The organism is Mesoterricola sp. MK458, assembly GCF_055384935.1.
This window is the reverse complement of sequence record NZ_AP045075.1, coordinates 3,172,656-3,188,981: the sequence shown is the minus strand read 5'-3', so window position 1 is coordinate 3,188,981 and position 16,326 is coordinate 3,172,656. Positions and strand designations below refer to the sequence as shown.

The window sequence follows — 16,326 nt, the reverse complement described above, 5'->3', positions numbered from 1 at the left end:
ATTGCCTAGATGGCCGAGTGGTTAATGGCAGCAGACTGTAAATCTGCCGGGCTCCGCCCTACGGAGGTTCGAATCCTTCTCTAGGCACCAGTTCTTTCGCGGAAGACTGGTTGTTTTGCGGGAATAGCTCAGTTGGTAGAGCGTCAGCCTTCCAAGCTGAATGTCGCGGGTTCGAACCCCGTTTCCCGCTCCAGAAAAGCATGGCCCACATAGCTCAGTGGCAGAGCGCGTCCTTGGTAAGGACGAGGTCGGCGGTTCAATCCCGCCTGTGGGCTCCACTTTTCATCCGCGCAGCACCCAACCCGGCAATATCACAATCCCCACCACCTCCAGGAGGCACCTGTGGCCAAAGAGAAATTCGATCGCTCAAAGCCTCACGTCAACATCGGCACCATCGGCCACGTGGACCACGGCAAGACCACGCTGACGGCCGCCATCGCGACCCTGCTGTCCGTGACGCAGGGCGGCACGGCCAAGTCCTACGAGCAGATCGACTCCGCTCCTGAAGAGAAGGCCCGTGGGATCACGATCAACACGGCCCACGTCGAGTACCAGACCCCCCGTCGGCACTACGCCCACGTGGACTGCCCCGGCCACGCCGACTACATCAAGAACATGATCACGGGCGCGGCCCAGATGGACGGCGCCATCCTGGTGGTCGCCGCCACCGACGGCCCCATGCCCCAGACCCGCGAGCACATCCTGCTTGCCCGTCAGGTCGGCGTGCCCTACATCGTCGTCTTCATGAACAAGATCGACATCGCCGATCCCGAGCTGAGCGACCTGGTGGAGATGGAGCTGCGCGAGCTGCTCACCTCCTACGGCTTCCCCGGCGACGATATCCCCATCATCCGCGGCTCGGCGAAGCTGGCCATGGAAAACGCCACCAACGTCAACGCCCCCGAAGTCAAGTGCATCTATGAGCTCATGGAAGCCGTTGACTCCTACATTCCCGATCCCGCCCGTCCCGTCGACAAGCCCTTCATCATGCCCGTCGAGGACGTGTTCACCATCACCGGCCGCGGCACCGTGGTCACCGGCCGTATCGAAGCCGGCGTCGTGAAGGTGGGCGAGGAGATCGAGATCATCGGCCTGCGCGACACCGTCAAGAAGGTCGTCACCGGCGTCGAGATGTTCAAGAAGTCCCTGGATCAGGGTCAGGCCGGCGACAACGCGGGCATCCTGCTCCGCGGCGTGGAGCGCAAGGACGTGGAGCGCGGCATGGTTCTGGCCAAGCCCGGTTCCATCACCCCCCACACCAAGTTCACCGCCGCCGTCTACGTCCTGGGCAAGGACGAGGGTGGCCGCCACACCCCCTTCTTCAACAAGTATCGCCCCCAGTTCTACTTCCGCACCACGGACGTGACGGGTTCCATCGAGCTGGAAGCGGGCCGCGAAATGGTCATGCCCGGTGACAACGTCACCCTGACCGTCGAGCTGATCGTTCCCATCGCCATGGAAAAGGGCCTCAAGTTCGCCATCCGTGAAGGCGGCCGCACCGTCGGCTCCGGCCGGGTCGACGAAGTCATCCACTAAAGGAACACGTCATGCGTGACATCGTTCAGCTCCTCTGCACCGAGTGCAAGCGCAAGAACTACACCACCACCAAGAACAAGCGCACCACCACGGGCAAGCTCGAGTTCAATAAGCATTGCCGCGCCTGCGGGGGCCACAAGCTCCACCGGGAAGGCAAGTAGGAAGGGTCGAACGGGATCCCGCCCAGGCGGGATTCCGCTTTCCTTGGAAGTCCAGAGGGGAGTAGCTCAGCTGGTAGAGCAGCGGACTCCAAATCCGCAGGTCGCGGGTTCGAAACCTGTCTCCCCTGCCATTCGTGCTCGGCCCCAGCCAACGACAGCTGGGGCCAATTGCTTAAAAAGCCATTGAAAGCCGGGAGTTCCCGTTGATTTCAGCCATCAAACATCAGGCCATGGAGCTCCTTTCGGAGCTCAAGCGCGTTGACTGGCCCGGAAAGCCGAAGGTAATGAGCGCCGCCTACTCGGTGGTGATCGTCTCGGCTTTCGTGGGCCTTTTCCTGTGGGCGTGCGACAAGGCCATCTCCTGGGGGATGGCCGCCGTCCTCCCCCACAACTAGTCCGGAGGACCCGATGACCGATCTTTTGGGTATGCCCGGAGAAACCTTGGCATCTCCGACCAACGAACGGAAGATGGCCTGGTTCATCATCCACACCTATTCCGGCTACGAGGCCAAGGTGATGGAGAGCCTGCGCCAGCGCATAAAGATGGAAGAGCGGGACGAGCATTTCGGCGACATCCAGATCCCCGAGGAAACCTACGAGGAGATGAAGGTCGACGCCAAGTCCGGGCGCAAGGAGCGGGTGCTGAAAAAGCGCAAGTCCTTCCCCGGCTACCTGCTGGTCGAGATCGCCGTGACGAAGAAGGGTGCGAACTACGAGATGGAGGATGCCGATTGGCACCTCGTCCGCAACACCCCGAAGGTCACCAGCTTCGTGGGCGCCAACAAGAAGCGCCCCACGCCCCTGACGGACGAAGAGGTGCGGCAGATCATGAACCACACCGAAGAGACCCAGGAGAAGCCCAAGCCCAAATACCACTTTGAGAAGGGCGAAAAGGTGCGTATCATAGACGGCCCGTTCGCCAACTTCGAAGGGGATGTGGAGGAAATCCACGAAGAGCGCTCCACCATCAAGGTGATGGTGACGGTGTTCGGTCGCAGCACCCCCGTGGAGCTCGACTTCATCCAGGTGGAGAAGCGCTAGCTTCCCGCCCTACAAGGCGACAGTCGCCGGCATGCGCCGGAATCCGTCGCGGGAGAATAAGACATGGCCAAGAAGATCACCGGATACATCAAGCTGCAGCTCCCCGCCGGGGAAGCCACCCCTGCGCCTCCCGTGGGTCCCGCCCTCGGCCAGCACGGCGTGAACATCATGGAGTTCGTGAAGCAGTTCAACGCGAAGTCCGTCACCCAGGTGGAAAAGGGCACCATCCTCCCCGTGGTCATCACCGTCTACGGCGACCGCAGCTTCAGCTTCATCCTCAAGACCCCCCCCGCCGCCGTGCTCATCAAGAAGAAGCTCGGCCTGGAAAAGGGCAGCGCGATTCCCAACAAGACCAAGGTCGGCAAGATCACCCAGGCCCAGCTTGAGGAGATCGCCAAGGTCAAGATGCCCGATCTCAACGCCGGCAGCCTCGAGGCCGCCATGCGTTCCATCGCCGGCTCCGCGCGCTCCATGGGCGTTGAAGTCGTCAAGTAGGACACCTTTCAACGGAGTCCCGCATCGTGCGGGAAACCCGGCAACCGCGACCGTCATCGCGGAAGATCTTTAGAACAGGAGTTAATATGGCAAAACCTGGAAAGAAGTACCAGGCTGCCGCCTCCAAGATCGAAGATCGCCCCTACGACCTCGCTGAGGCCCTTGGCGTGATCACGAACCTGGCCTTCGCCAAGTTCGATGAGACCGTGGAAGTGCACATGAGGCTCGGCGTCGACCCCCGTCACGCGGACCAGATGGTCCGTGGCACCATTGTCCTGCCCCACGGCACGGGCAAGAGCATGCGGGTGGCCGTCATCGCCACGGGCGAAAAGATCAAGGATGCGGAAGCCGCCGGTGCGGACATCGTGGGTGGGGACGATCTCGTGGAGCGCATCGCGGGTGGTTTCCTGGAATTTGACGCCCTCGTCGCCACGCCGGACATGATGAAGGGCGTCGGACGCCTTGGCAAGGTGCTGGGCCCCCGCGGCCTCATGCCCAACCCCAAGACGGGCACGGTGACCTTCGACGTGGCCAAGGCCATCAAGGAGATCAAGGCCGGCAAGGTCGAGTATCGCGTCGACAAGACGGGCATCATCCATGCCGGCGTCGGCAAGATCTCCTTCGGGGTCGAGAAGCTCAAGGAGAACGCCAAGGCCCTCATCGATGCCGTCAACAAGGCCAAGCCGTCCGCGGCCAAGGGCAAGTATGTGAAGGCTATCCACATGGCTTCCACCATGGGCCCCAGCGTCTCCGTCAACCACGTTGCGGAAAAGTAGGAGCTGACCATGGAACGCGAACAGAAACGCACCGAAGTGGCCCAGCTCAAGGGGACGTTCTCCACGGCGAAGTCCGCCGTCGTCCTCGGGTTCAAGGGCCTTACCGTCGTCAAGGACACCTCCTTCCGGAAGTCCATCCGGGAGAGCCAAGCCCAGTACCGGGTTTCCAAGAACACGCTGCTCAAGCTGGCGGTGAAGGAATCCCAGTTCGAAAGCCTGTCCGAGCACTTCAAGGGCGCCACCGCCGTCGCCACCACGGAAAACGACGTGGTCGCCCTGGCCAAGGCCGTCAACAACTTCCTCAAGGACAATCCGGCCGCCAACCTCAAGGGCGCCATCCTTGACGGAAAGGCCGTCAGCATGGCGGAGTTCAAGCAGATCGCCGAACTCCCCTCCCGCGACGTCCTCATCGGCAAGCTGCTCTACCTCATGATGTACCCCATCTCCGGCATCGCAGTGGCTCTGGAGGCGATCCGCAAGCAGAAGGAAGACGTGGCCCCCGCCGCCGAATAGGCCCGCGACCACCCCGTCTCCACCCACCCCGAAACCAATCATTCGAGAGGAGAACTACATGGCTCTCACCGCTGATATGTTGATCAAGGAAATCGAAACCATGACCGTCCTTGACCTGGCCAACCTGGTCAAGGCCCTTGAGGAGCGCTTCGGCGTCTCCGCCGCCGCCGTTGCGGCCCCCGCCGGTGGCGGTGCCGCCGCCGCGGCCGCTCCCGCCGAGGAGCAGACCGAGTTCAACGTCGAGCTCGTCGAGGCTGGCGCCCAGAAGCTGAACGTCATCAAGGCGGTCCGCGAGATCGTTGCCGGCCTGGGCCTCAAGGAAGCCAAGGACATGGTCGACGGCGCTCCCAAGGTCGTGAAGGAAGGCGTGTCCAAGGACGAAGCCGCCAAGATCAAGGAAAAGCTCGAAGCCGCCGGCGCCAAGGTCGCGATCAAGTAAAAAGCCGACCGGCCGCGTCAAATCCAAAGCGCGAGGTGTCTTTGTACACCTTGCGCTTTGTGGTTTGTGAAAAAGTGGTATGCTTATTTCTTGCCCCCGGACCCACGTCCGGGCATTTCGATCCCAGCCACCACAAAGGGCCCCGGTTGCCTCATTTTCCGTGTGCCAGAACATCGCGATCCTCAGGGTCAGCTTCCGCCGGTGACGGCGGTCGGCTGACCCCAGGTCCGTCGTATGTCGTGAGTTCGGTGGGCCTGGTCCGAGTCTTCTCGTTCGACCTCTCCACGTTTTCCCGTCAGCCCCACCGGGGCAGCGCGGGTGTCTTCCGGAGTGAACCATGAGCGTTCAACAGAACATCTACCGCCAGCGTGTGCAGTTCTCGAAAATCCGCTCCCTGGTTCCCATCCCGAACCTGATCGACATCCAGAAGCGCAGCTACGACGAATTCCTGCAGATGAACCTGCTCCACACCGAGCGGGAAGGCCGCGGCCTGAAGTCCGTGTTCGAATCCATGTTCCCCGTGCACAACGGCAAGAACCCCGACGGCAGCGACGCGAGCCTCGAGGTGGAGTTCGTCGACTACACCGTCGGCCACTGGGCCTGCAAGTGCGGAAAGAACGAGGGCCTCGAGCACCTGCGCACCACCTGCAAGAGCTGCGGCCACCACATCGTGACCGACCACCCCAAGGACCCCACGGTGGACTGCCCCAAGTGCGGCACCCGCAACAAGAACCAGGCGAAGATCTGCGACGTGTGCAGCGAGCCCGTGGGCCTGCACCAGAAGATGCGCATGGAGGAATGCGTCGAGCGCGGCGCCACCATGGCCTCGCCCCTGAAGATCCGCGTGCGCCTCAACCAGTTCGACAAGGACGAGAAGGGCAACCGCCGCTACAAGCAGAGCCAGGAGTCCGAGGTCTACTTCGGTGACCTCCCGACCATGACCGACCGCGGCACCTTCGTCATCAACGGCACCGAGCGCGTCATCGTCAGCCAGCTGCACCGCAGCCCCGGCGTCTTCTTCGCCATCACCAACGACAAGGCCCTGTACAGCGCCCAGGTGATCCCCTACCGCGGCAGCTGGATCGAGTTCGAGCTCGACACCAAGGGCCTGCTCTACGCCCGCATCGACCGCAAGCGCAAGTTCCTGGGCTCCACCTTCCTGCGCGCCCTGGGCCTGTTCGACGAGCGGCTCGCGGACAACCAGTCCATGCTCGCCCACTTCTACACGGCGCAGCGCTTCACCCTGAAGGGCGCCGTCGTCTACCTCCAGCCCAGCGAGCTCCTGGTGGGCCAGAAGGCCCTGGAGGACATCAAGAATCCCAAGGACAAGGAGATCATCGTCCCCAAGGGCAAGGCCGTCAGCCGCCGCCTCCTGGAGGCCATGATCAAGGCCGGCGTCACGCAGGTGGCCGTGGAACGCGGCATGCTGGACGGCGCCGTGCTGCTGGAGGACGTGGTCAACATGAACACCGGCGAGGTCCTGCTGGAGGCCAACGACGCCTTCGTGCAGACCCACCTCGAGATGTTCCTGGCCAACAACGTCGATGAGTTCGCGGTGTGCTTCCCCGAGAACGACGCCACCGGCAAGGTCTTCACCGAGACCCTCTCCAAGGACCACACCGAGGACAGCGAAGAGGCCGCCAAGGAGCTCTTCAAGAAGATCCGGCCCGGCGAGCCCGCCACGCTGGAATCCAGCAAGAAGCTCCTGCACTCCATGTTCTTCGACGCCCAGAAGTACGACCTCTCCAAGGTCGGCCGGCACAAGATGAACGCCAAGCTGGGCCTGACCACGGAGCTGGAGGCCCGCACCCTCTCCACCGAGGACTTCGTCGCCACCGTCCACTACCTGCTGCGCCTCAAGAAGTACGACACCACCCGGTCCGACCGCGTGGACGAAGTGGCGCCGGTGAAGAAGGACGACATCGACCACCTGGGCAACCGCCGCGTCCGAAGCGTGGGCGAACTGCTGGAGAACTGCTTCCGCGTGGGCCTGGTCCGCGTGCAGCGGGCCATCAAGGAGAAGTTCTCCATGGCCCAGGATCCCAACAGCCCCCTGCAGCCCCACGACCTCATCAACTCCAAGCCCGTCATCGCGGCCATGAAGGAGTTCTTCGGGTCCAGCCAGCTGTCGCAGTTCATGGACCAGACCAACCCCCTGTCGGAGATCACCCACAAGCGCCGCCTGTCGGCCCTCGGACCGGGCGGCCTCAGCCGCGACCGCGCGGGCTTCGAGGTGCGCGACGTGCACACCTCCCACTACGGCCGCATCTGCCCCATTGAAACGCCCGAAGGCCCGAACATCGGCCTCATCTCCAGCCTCTCCTGCTACGCCCGCATCAACGAGTTCGGGTTCATCGAGAGCCCCTACCTAAAGGTGGAGAACGGCCGCATTATCAACTACGCCAAGGTCACCAGCGTGGGCGACAGCAAGTTCGGCTACATGCAGGTGGTCCCCCTGGACGAGCTGGAGGCCGAGAACGCCAAGCTGGACAAGGCCGGCAAGCGCCCCGCCAAGTACGAGATGCACGCCTGGTACCTCTCCGCCTGGGAGGAGGACGCCCACACCATCGCGCAGGCCAACGTGCCCGTGGACAAGGAGGGCAACATCCTGGACGAGTTCGTGGTGGCCCGCGTCGCCGACGAAACCAAGACCGTCGAGCGCGAGAAGGTCACCCTCATGGACGTGAGCCCCAAGCAGCTCGTGTCCGTGGCCGCCAGCCTCATCCCCTTCCTTGAGAACGACGACGCCAACCGGGCGCTCATGGGCGCCAACATGCAGCGCCAGGCCGTGCCGCTGGTGCGCACCGAGGCCCCCATCGTGGGCACCGGCATGGAATACTACGCCGCCCGCGACTCCGGCGCCTGCGTCCTCTGCCGCCGCTCCGGCATCGTGGAGACCGTGGACGCCAACCGCATCGTGGTGCGCGTCGAGGACGACCCCGACACCGAGGGCGAAGAGAGCGGCGTGGACATCTACACGCTCATCAAGTACGCCCGGAGCAACCAGAACACCTGCCTCAACCAGGTGCCCCTGGTGAAGAAGGGCGAGTACGTGGCCTCCGGCCAGATCCTGGCCGACGGTCCCTGCTGCGAGCACGGCGAGCTGGCCCTGGGCCGCAACCTCGTGGTCGCCTACATGCCCTGGCGCGGCTACAACTTCGAGGACGCCATCCTCATCAGCGAGCGCATCGTCAAGGAAGACCTCTACACGACCATCCACATCGAGGAATTCGAGGTCCACGCCCGCGACACCAAGCTGGGCCCCGAAGAGATCACCCGCGACATCCCCCAGGTCCGGGAGGAGATGCTCAAGAACCTGGACGAGTCCGGCATCATCCGCATCGGCGCCACCGTGCGCCACGGCGACATCCTCGTGGGCAAGGTCACCCCCAAGGGCGAAACCATCCTCAGCCCCGAAGAGAAGCTCCTGCGGGCGATCTTCGGTGAGAAGGCCAGCGACGTGAAGGACGCCAGCCTCACCGTGGGCCCCGGCATCGAGGGCACCGTGGTGGACGTCAAGGTCTTCACCCGCAAGGGCCAGGAGAAGGATCTCCGCACCCAGCAGATCGAGCGCGAGCAGATCAGCAAGTGGGAGAAGGACCTCGAGGACGAGGAGCGCATCATCCGCGCCGAGGCCAAGAAGAAGATCGTCGCCCTCCTGAAGAACAAGGAGCTCGCCGAGCCCCTCACCGACGACAAGGGCAAGGAACTGCTCCCCAAGGCCAAGAAGCTCACCCAGAACATGCTGGAGGCCGTGCCCTACCACCGCTTCCGCCAGGTGACCGTCGCCGCCGGCAAGGAGCGCCTGGAAGCCCAGGTGCTGGACATCCTCGACAAGACCGAGAGCCAGCTCCGCGTCCTGCGCGACATCCTCAACGAGCGCATCGACCGCCTGGTCAAGGGCGACGAGCTCATGCCCGGCGTGCTCAAGACCGTCAAGTGCTACGTGGCCGTCAAGCGCAAGCTGCAGGTCGGTGACAAGATGGCCGGCCGCCACGGCAACAAGGGCGTGGTCAGCCGCATCCTCCCCGTGGAGGACATGCCCTACCTGCCCGACGGCAAGCCCGTGGACATCGTGCTGAACCCCCTGGGCGTGCCTTCCCGCATGAACATCGGACAGGTGCTCGAGTGCCACCTCGGCTGGGCCGGCAAGGTCCTCGGCGTGCACTTCACCACCCCGGTCTTCGACGGCGCCCGCGAGTCGGACATCAAGGAATGGCTCGTCAAGGCCTGGGAGAAGAACGACAAGAAGGGCCCCGATGTCACCGGCAAGACAAAGCTCTTCGACGGCATGACCGGCGAGGCCTACGAGCAGCCCGTGAACGTCGGCTGCGTCTACATGCTCAAGCTGCACCACCTCGTCGACAACAAGATCCATGCCCGGAGCATTGGACCCTACTCCCTCATCACGCAGCAGCCCCTGGGCGGCAAGGCCCAGTTCGGCGGCCAGCGCTTCGGTGAGATGGAAGTGTGGGCCCTGGAGGCCTACGGCGCGGCCCATGTGCTGCAGGAGCTCCTCACCTACAAGTCCGACGACATGCACGGACGCACCCAGATCTACCAGGCCATCATCAAGGGCGAGACCATCAAGGATCCCGGCCTCCCCGAGAGCTTCAACGTGGTCAAGAAGGAGCTCAACGCCCTGTGCATCGATGTGGCGATGCTGACGCGAGAGGAACTCGAACCTCTCCAGGACGTCGAAGAACCCGCGTTCTCCATCGAGGGTTAAGTTCGCGACTTTCTGGTGAATCCACAACGATTTTGAGAGGTCTGAAATGTTTCCCGAGCAGCAGAACATCAACGCCTATGAATGCATCCGGGTCACCCTCGCGTCGCCCGACGTGATCCGCTCCTGGTCCCGCGGCGAGGTCACCAAGCCCGAGACCATCAACTACCGCTCCCTCAAGCCCGAGCGCGACGGCCTCTTCTGCGCCCGCATCTTCGGGCCCGTCAACGACTGGGAATGCCTGTGCGGCAAGTACAAGCGCCAGAAGTTCAAGGGCGTCATCTGCGACAAGTGCGGCGTCGAGGTCACCAAGAAGGCCGTGCGCCGCGAGCGCATGGGCCACATCGCCCTGGCCTCCCCGGTCAGCCACGTGTGGTTCTTCAAGGGCGTCCCCAGCCGCATCGGCTACCTGCTGGACATCCCCCTCAAGGACCTTGAGCGGGTGCTGTACTTCGAAGCCTACGCGGTGACCGATCCCGGCACCACCCCCCTGAAGGCCCGGGAGATCCTGGCCGAGGAGAAGTACCGCGAATACAAGGCCGAGTACGGCGAAGGCTTCCGGGCCCAGATGGGCGCCGAGGCCATCAAGGAGCTCCTGCGCCACGTGGACGTGGAAGCGCTCGCCATCGAGCTGCGCCACCTCATGAAGCAGGAGACCTCCACCCAGAAGCGCGTGAAGATCGCCAAGCGCCTCAAGGTGACCGAGGCCTTCAAGCGCAGCGGCAACAAGCCCGAGTGGATGATCCTGGACGTCGTCCCGGTCCTGCCCCCCGAGCTGCGGCCCCTGGTGCCCCTGGACGGCGGCCGTTTCGCCACATCCGACCTCAACGACCTGTACCGGCGCGTCATCAACCGCAACAACCGCCTCAAGAAGCTCCTGGAGCTCCGGGCCCCCGAAGTCATCGTGCGCAACGAGAAGCGCATGCTGCAGGAGGCCGTGGATGCCCTCTTCGAGAACGGCAAGCGCGGCCGCCTCCTGCGCGGCGTCAGCAACCGCCCCCTGAAGTCCCTGTCCGACGCCCTGAAGGGCAAGCAGGGCCGGTTCCGCCAGAACCTGCTTGGCAAGCGCGTGGACTACTCGGGCCGGTCGGTCATCGTCGTGGGTCCCGACCTCAAGCTCCACCAGTGCGGCCTCCCCAAGAAGATGGCCCTGGAGCTCTTCAAGCCCTTCATCTTCAACCGCCTGGAGCACAAGGGCCACGCCGCCACCATCCGCCAGGCCAAGGAGATGGTCGAGCAGGGCGTGCCCGAGGTGTGGGACGTGCTGGATGAGGTCATCCAGAACCACCCCGTGCTGCTGAACCGCGCCCCCACGCTCCACCGCCTGGGCATCCAGGCCTTCCAGCCCGTCCTGGTGGAAGGCAAGGCCATCCGCCTGCACCCCCTGGTCTGCACCGCCTTCAACGCCGACTTCGACGGCGACCAGATGGCCGTGCACGTGCCCCTGTCCCCCATGGCCCAGATCGAGGCCCGGGTGCTCATGATGTCCACCCAGAACATCCTGAACCCCGCCAACGGTCGCCCCAACGTGGTGCCCTCCCAGGACATCGTGCTCGGCGGCTACTACCTGACCAAGAAGCGGCAGAACCGCAAGGGCCAGGGCATGGTCTTCGGAACCATCAACGAGGTCATCGCGGCCCACGAGGCCAAGGTGGTCGACACCCACGCCATCATCCAGCTGCGCTACACCGGCGAGGTGGTGGACGCCGAGGCCTGGCACAAGAAGGATCCCAAGAAGCACTCCGAGCAGGAGATCTTCGAATGCCCCAGCCACGAGGTGAAGCGCGAACTCATCACCACCACCGTGGGCCGGGTCATCTTCAACCGCTCCATGCCCGAAGGCCTGCCCTTCATCAACGCCCTCCTGAAGAAGGAAGGCCTGCTGTCCCTGGTGAACCGCGCCTACAAGCTCAACGGCCCCGAGCTGACCATCAAGCTCCTGGACGCCATGAAGGACGTGGGCTTCCTGTGGGCCATGAAGGCCGGCGTCTCCGTGGGCATCGACGACATCGTCGTGCCCGGCTCCAAGGGCAAGCTGCTCAAGGAAGCCAATGACGAGGTGCGCGGGGTCGAGCACGAGTACTACCACGAAGGTAAGCTGGACGCCGCCACCCGCTACAACAAGATCCTCGAGATCTGGGGCCGCACCTCCGAGCAGGTGGCCACGGACATGATGAAGGAACTCGAGAAGCGCAACGAGACCGGCGAGTTCCTCAACTCCATCTACATCATGGCCGACTCCGGCGCCCGCGGATCCAAGACCCAGATCCGCCAGGTGGCCGGCATGCGCGGCCTCATGGCCAAGCCCTCCGGCGACATCATCGAGACGCCCATCACCTCGAACTTCAAGGAAGGCCTCTCGGTTCTGCAGTACTTCACCTCCACCCACGGCGCCCGCAAGGGCCTGGCCGACACCGCCCTCAAGACCGCCGACTCCGGCTACCTCACCCGCAAGCTGGTGGACGTGGCCCAGGACGTCATCATCAACGAGGACGACTGCGGCACCCTGGACGGCATCGAGGTCAAGGCCATCGTCAACAGCGACGGGACCATCCGCTCCCGCCTCCGCGACCGCATCATGGGTCGCGTGGTGCTGGACGACGTGGTGGACCCCTATTCCAAGCAGGTCATCGTCCCCGCTGGTACCCTCCTCACCGAAGAACTGGCCTTCCACATCGAGACCTCGGGCATCGTGGCCGTCAAGATCCGGTCCGTGCTCACCTGCGAAGCCCGCCGCGGCGTCTGCGCCATGTGCTACGGCCTGAACCTGTCCACCGGCCGCATGGTCGACCTGGGCGAGGCCGTGGGCGTCATCGCCGCCCAGTCCATCGGCGAGCCCGGCACCCAGCTGACCATGCGAACCTTCCACGTGGGCGGCGCCGCCAGCCGGACGTCGGAGAAGTCCACCCACGAGGCCCAGATCGCCGGCATCGTCAAGCTCGACGGCATCAAGTACGTGGAGAAGGCCGCCGCCGCCGACTCCGACGCCGGGACCGAGCTCATCGCCATCAGCCGTTCCGGCAACATCCTCGTGGTGGACGCCAGCGGAAACGAGCGCGAGCGCTACAAGATCGCGCCCGGCGCCATCATCCGCGTGCGCGACGGCGAGGCCGTGGAACCCAAGACCGTCCTGGCCGAGTGGGACCCCTACAACGACTACCTCATCTCCGAGAAGGCCGGCGTCGCCGACTTCAAGGAATTCGACCTGAACTCCAGCTACCAGGAAGAGAAGGACCAGATCACCGGCCGCTTCCGCAAGCGCGTCATCGATCCCACCGACGACAAGCTGCACCCCCACATCAACGTCAAGGGGGACAACCACAAGGTCCTCCAGCGCTACAACATCCCCACCGGCGCCTACGTGGAAGTGGAGGACGGCCAGGAGATCCTGCCCGGCGACGTGCTCGCCAAGACCCCCCGGCAGCAGGCCAAGACCTCCGACATCACCGGCGGTCTGCCCCGCGTCACCGAGCTCTTCGAAGGCCGGAAGCCCAAGGACCCCGCCATCATCAGCAAGGTCACCGGCCTGGTGAAATACGGCAACCGCGTCCGCGGCAACCAGAAGGTCATCGTCGAGAACGAGCAGGGCGACCGTGAGGAGTACCTCATCCCCCGCGGCAAGCACATCCAGGTGCAGGACGGCGACGAAATCCAGGCGGGCGAAAAGCTCACCGAGGGCGCCGTCAGCCCCCACGACATCCTGGAGATCCAGGGCGACAAGGCCCTCCAGGCCTTCCTGCTCAACGAGGTCCAGGAGGTCTACCGGGCCCAGGGCGTGACGATCAACGACAAGCACATCGAGACCATCATCCGCCAGATGATGCGCTGGGTGCAGATCACCGACGTGGGCGACACCCCGCTCATCGTCGACGAGAAGGTGGACAAGCACCGCTTCAAGGAGATCAACGAGCAGGCCCTCAAGGACAGCGGCGCCCCCGCCACCTGCGAGCCCCAGCTCCTGGGCATCACCAAGGCCGCCCTCACCAGCGAGTCCTTCATCTCCGCCGCCTCCTTCCAGGAGACGACGAGGGTGCTCACCGAAGCCGCCCTCGAAGGCCGCGTGGACTACCTCCGCGGCCTGAAGGAAAACGTCATCCTGGGCCGCCTCATCCCCGCCGGCACCGGCATGGCCCTCTACCGCAACCTCGAAACCGAAGAAGGCCAGTACCCCGAAGTGTCCGACACGGACAACCTGGGTATCGACGACTTCGACGACGAGTACAGCCGGATGGCGCAGCATGTCGAGGAACTGCAGGGTATGAGTGAGGTCGAGGGGGAGGATCTTTAATCTCTAATCCTGGCCATTGAAGGGCGGCAAGCGCACCAGATGGTTCTGCTTGCCGTCCTTCAATGTTAGACTGTTTCGGAACCGAATCTGTGTGTGCTCCGATTCTGTTAATTTCATTATTATTGGGGTTGTCTTGATTCCACAATGGCTTTGGCAGCTCAAGCGACCGCTTCAAGTCGGGTTCATTGTGGCCGTCTGCGTTGCTGTCTTGTCGATCCTGATGCCAAATTACTATAGGTCAGAGGCTCGAATCCTCCCCGTGCAGACGCGGTCAAACAGTGGAGGGCTGGGTGCCCTGGCAGCCGCTGCGGCTGCATTTGGGGTTTCGACGGCGGGATCTGACGGAAATGATGCAAATTTCGTCGACATTCTTAATAGTCGGTGGCTTCGTGAGCGACTGCTCACGTCCGAATTTCAGTTCAAGGCCAGATCATGGCGCTTTGGCGCTTTGAAAGCGCAAAGGACTACCCTTAAACAGTTTCTTGGCACAGAGAATGTCGACCGAGGCCTTAAAGCGCTCGCGCCGATGATTCGGGTGTCCAAGGATGCAAAGTCCTCGGTAATCACTTTGGCCGTTGAGTCAACGTCACCAACCTTGTCTCAGCAGGTCGTCCAGGAATCCCTCCGCCTGTTGGAGGCGTTCGTCCAGGAAAAGGGGCGGACAAGGGGTAGCGCGAAGGCACTCTTCTCGGCAGCCCGCCTAAGCGAATCCAGGGCGGAGATGAGCCAGGCGGAAGAACAATTCCGCTTGTTCCTGGAATCCAACCGAAATTACCTCACCAGTTCCGATCCGTCCGTGCGGCTGAAGGGAGCTCGCCTCGAGGCTGAACTCAAGCTTAGGCAACAACTCGTCACGACTTTAGCTATGAATCGTGAGCAGGCCCTGATGGAAGAGAAGAACGATATGCCTATCCTGAACGTCATGGACTATGGCAATATCCCAGACGAAAAAAGTCGGCCTGCCCGATTGACAATGATCCTGGTGTCCTTCGTGCTTGCTCTGGGGGGCACTCTTGTTTACCAAAATAGGTCCTGGCTCAGAGAGCATTTGTTGGAGTCCGAGGAATCGTTCCGTTCATCAATAACCAGTCCTGAGGGGGATGCATGAAAGGGGTAGTTCTGGCGGGGGGCACAGGTTCGCGTCTTTATCCGCTCACGAAGGTCACGAACAAGCACCTCCTCCCGGTTGGGTATGCCCCCATGCTCTGGCACCCCGTGTGGAAAATGAAGCAGGCCGGCATTGAGGAAATTCTTATTGTGACTGGGACCGAGCACATGGGAGATGTGGTCGGATGCCTTGGGAGCGGAAAGGATTTCGGCTGCCGTTTCACATACAAAGTCCAGGATGAGGCTGGCGGCATCGCCCAAGCATTGGGTCTGGCTGAGAACTTTGCCGGCGCGGACAACCTTTGCGTCATCCTAGGTGACAACATTTTCGAAGATGATCTCAGCGCCCAGGTCCGGGCTTACGATGACCAGGGAAAGGGGGCGCGGATAATGCTGAAAGCCGTGCATGATCCCCAGCGATACGGCGTTGCGGAACTGGTAGGGGAAAGGGTGGTAGGGATCGAGGAAAAGCCTCGAGAACCGAAGTCCAACATGTCCGTGACCGGGATTTATTTTTATGATGCTGGTGTCTTCGGAATCATCCGCGGAGTCAAGCCTTCCGGGCGGGGTGAAATGGAAATCACAGACGTCAATAATGCGTATATTTCTCGTGGAGAGATGTCATTCGGGATCTTTCAGGGATGGTGGACAGATGCGGGGACGTTCCCGAGCCTGGCGCAGGCGAATAAATTAGCAATTGAGGGCAGCATGCCGTTCCCTGACTTACCACGGAGAGTCTGATGGAATTCAAGAAGGGCCCCATCGAGGGTGTTGTTATTAAACCCCTGGTAAGGTTCCTGGACGAACGTGGCTGGCTAGCTGAACTATTTCGGCACGATGAGGTGAACCCCGAATTTCATCCTGCGATGAGCTACATCAGCATCACGAAGCCAGGTATCCTCCGGGGGCCCCACGAGCACGTAGATCAGGCTGACCTCTTTTGCTGGGTAGGGCCAGGTGACTTTAAACTGACTCTTTGGGATAACCGCCCTGAAAGTCCGACCTACCTGAACCGTATCGAGGCGTATCTAGGGGCGAACAACCCAGGATCGGTCATCGTGCCGAAGGGCGTCGTCCATTGCTACCGTTGCGTAAGCGTGGAGCCGGGTTGGGTCGTGAACTGCCCGAATCGCCTCTTCGCCGGCGAGCTCAAGCGTGAGCCCATCGACGAGATCCGCCACGAGGATGACCCTGCGAACCCATTCGTCGTCGATGAGCGCGTCAGGCGCGCGCATCTGGGTTAA

At 62.8% G+C, this 16,326-nt stretch carries 13 protein-coding genes and 4 tRNA genes; all 17 read left to right on the top strand.

Annotated features, from left to right (window positions below; genetic code table 11):
• Positions 1-3 precede the first annotated feature (3 nt).
• The 17 genes from ACZ5LB_RS13900 to ACZ5LB_RS13820 all read left to right on the top strand — a co-directional run bounded on the left by ACZ5LB_RS13900 (position 4) and on the right by ACZ5LB_RS13820 (position 16,326).
• Positions 4-90: transfer RNA gene (locus ACZ5LB_RS13900), tRNA-Tyr, on the top strand.
• Positions 91-117: 27 nt separating this feature from the next.
• Positions 118-193 (top strand) — tRNA-Gly (locus ACZ5LB_RS13895).
• Between the two features lie 10 nt (positions 194-203).
• Positions 204-278 (top strand) — tRNA-Thr (locus ACZ5LB_RS13890).
• Positions 279-342: 64 nt separating this feature from the next.
• Positions 343-1,536 (top strand): elongation factor Tu, encoded by a 1,194-nt coding sequence (gene tuf, locus ACZ5LB_RS13885; RefSeq protein WP_316413953.1) that lies wholly within the window; start codon positions 343-345, stop codon positions 1,534-1,536.
• Between the two features lie 11 nt (positions 1,537-1,547).
• Positions 1,548-1,697, top strand: a complete 150-nt coding sequence (gene rpmG / locus ACZ5LB_RS13880; protein WP_464602805.1) for a 50S ribosomal protein L33 — start codon at positions 1,548-1,550, stop codon at positions 1,695-1,697.
• A 55-nt stretch (positions 1,698-1,752) separates the two neighbouring features.
• Positions 1,753-1,828: transfer RNA gene (locus ACZ5LB_RS13875), tRNA-Trp, on the top strand.
• 72 nt (positions 1,829-1,900) lie between these two features.
• Positions 1,901-2,092, top strand: a complete 192-nt coding sequence (gene secE / locus ACZ5LB_RS13870) for a preprotein translocase subunit SecE (protein WP_464602804.1) — start codon at positions 1,901-1,903, stop codon at positions 2,090-2,092.
• 73 nt (positions 2,093-2,165) lie between these two features.
• Positions 2,166-2,738 (top strand): transcription termination/antitermination protein NusG, encoded by a 573-nt coding sequence (gene nusG / locus ACZ5LB_RS13865; RefSeq protein ID WP_464606315.1) that lies wholly within the window; start codon positions 2,166-2,168, stop codon positions 2,736-2,738.
• A gap of 63 nt (positions 2,739-2,801) precedes the next feature.
• A complete protein-coding gene (gene rplK, locus ACZ5LB_RS13860) occupies positions 2,802-3,233 on the top strand; it encodes a 50S ribosomal protein L11 (RefSeq protein WP_464602803.1) in 432 nt (143 codons plus the stop codon).
• 86 nt (positions 3,234-3,319) lie between these two features.
• Entirely contained in the window at positions 3,320-4,009 is a 690-nt protein-coding gene (rplA, locus tag ACZ5LB_RS13855) for a 50S ribosomal protein L1 (RefSeq protein ID WP_464602802.1), read from the top strand.
• 9 nt (positions 4,010-4,018) lie between these two features.
• The gene (gene rplJ, locus ACZ5LB_RS13850) at positions 4,019-4,522 is read left to right on the top strand and encodes a 50S ribosomal protein L10 (protein WP_464602801.1); all 504 of its coding nucleotides are present in this window, start codon (positions 4,019-4,021) and stop codon (positions 4,520-4,522) included.
• Between the two features lie 58 nt (positions 4,523-4,580).
• Entirely contained in the window at positions 4,581-4,961 is a 381-nt protein-coding gene (gene rplL / locus ACZ5LB_RS13845; RefSeq protein ID WP_464602800.1) for a 50S ribosomal protein L7/L12, read from the top strand.
• Positions 4,962-5,298: 337 nt separating this feature from the next.
• On the top strand, positions 5,299-9,690 hold the full coding sequence (gene rpoB, locus ACZ5LB_RS13840) for a DNA-directed RNA polymerase subunit beta (RefSeq protein ID WP_464602799.1): 4,392 nt from the start codon (positions 5,299-5,301) through the stop codon (positions 9,688-9,690).
• A gap of 46 nt (positions 9,691-9,736) precedes the next feature.
• Entirely contained in the window at positions 9,737-13,975 is a 4,239-nt protein-coding gene (gene rpoC, locus ACZ5LB_RS13835) for a DNA-directed RNA polymerase subunit beta' (protein WP_464602798.1), read from the top strand.
• Between the two features lie 133 nt (positions 13,976-14,108).
• Positions 14,109-15,083: a hypothetical protein gene (locus tag ACZ5LB_RS13830; RefSeq protein ID WP_464602797.1), complete on the top strand. Its 975-nt coding sequence runs from the start codon at positions 14,109-14,111 to the stop codon at positions 15,081-15,083.
• Positions 15,080-15,823, top strand: coding sequence for a sugar phosphate nucleotidyltransferase (locus ACZ5LB_RS13825; RefSeq protein WP_464602796.1), 744 nt, complete (start codon positions 15,080-15,082; stop codon positions 15,821-15,823). The genes ACZ5LB_RS13830 and ACZ5LB_RS13825 overlap by 4 nt, the downstream gene beginning before the upstream one ends.
• The gene (locus tag ACZ5LB_RS13820; protein ID WP_464602795.1) at positions 15,823-16,326 is read left to right on the top strand and encodes a dTDP-4-dehydrorhamnose 3,5-epimerase family protein; all 504 of its coding nucleotides are present in this window, start codon (positions 15,823-15,825) and stop codon (positions 16,324-16,326) included. The genes ACZ5LB_RS13825 and ACZ5LB_RS13820 overlap by 1 nt, the downstream gene beginning before the upstream one ends.